This is a genomic window from Micromonospora sp. AMSO12t (assembly GCF_008806585.1).
Lineage (GTDB): Bacteria > Actinomycetota > Actinomycetes > Mycobacteriales > Micromonosporaceae > Micromonospora > Micromonospora reichwaldensis.
This window is the reverse complement of sequence record NZ_WAAS01000529.1, coordinates 1-1,046: the sequence shown is the minus strand read 5'-3', so window position 1 is coordinate 1,046 and position 1,046 is coordinate 1. Positions and strand designations below refer to the sequence as shown.

The following is a 1,046-nucleotide window of genomic DNA, read 5'->3' as shown; positions in this document are numbered from 1 at the left end:
TTGGTGGGTGTCGATGGTGCTGGTGCTGGTGACGTAGGCGATGAGGTGGCGGCCGGTGGGGAGTGTGCGGGTGGTGACGAGGGCGGCTTCGATGTGGGGTTGTGTGCGTAGGGCGGTTTCGATTTCGCCGGGTTCGATGCGGTAGCCGTTGATGGCGATTTGTTCGTCGGTGCGGCCGAGGAATTCGAGGGTGCCGTCGGTGCGGAGGCGGCAGAGGTCGCCGGTGCGGTAGAGGCGGCTGCCGGGTGGTCCGTGCGGGTCGGGCAGGAACCGCTCCGCCGTCTGCCCGGGCTTGTTCAGGTAGCCGCGGCTGACCACGTCGCCGGCGACGCAGACCTCGCCGGGCGCCCCGGGCGGGACCAGTTGGAGGTCGGCGTCCAGCAGGTATATGCGGGCGCCGGCGATCGGGACGCCGAGGTCGGGCCGGTGGATCCCGTCCGGGCGCACCGGCCCGGCGGTGGCGACGACCGCGGCCTCGGTGGGCCCGTAGTGGTTGACCAGGGCGTAGGGGGTGCGCGCGGAGGGCCGGGTGGTGAGGGCGTCCCCGCCGGTGAAGATCGTCCGCAGCCGGCTGGTGGACGGGGTGGGCAGCCGGAGGACGGCCTCCGCGATCGGGGTCGGCAGGAACGTCCTCGTGACGTCCTCCCGGACCAGCCAGTCGTGCAGCGCGGCGGGGTCGAGGCGGTCGGCCGGGTCGGCGATGTGCAGGGTGGCGCCGCTGACCAGCGCGGGCCAGATCTCCCAGATCGCGGCGTCGAAGCCGAGGCTGGCCACCTGGCCGTGGCGTTGGCCGGGGCCGGTGGGGTGCGTGTCCAGGTGCCAGTGGACCAGGTTGGTCAGCGCCCGGTGGGGGACCATGACGCCCTTGGGGGTGCCCGTCGAGCCGGAGGTGTGGATGACGTACGCCAACTGCTCGGGGTGGATGTCGACCCGGGGTGCCGCCGGGGAGGCGGAGCGGTGCGGGGCGAGGGTGACGACGCCGGGGGGTGTGTCGGTGTCGTGGGGGTCTTGGGTGATGAGGATGGTGACGGCGGAGTTGGTGATGA

1 protein-coding gene is annotated in these 1,046 nt (G+C 72.8%); it reads right to left on the bottom strand.

Features of this window, described 5'->3' with window-relative positions:
- On the bottom strand, nucleotides 1-1,046 hold a 1,046-nt coding region (locus tag F6X68_RS32790; RefSeq protein WP_192581655.1), incomplete at both ends, for an amino acid adenylation domain-containing protein.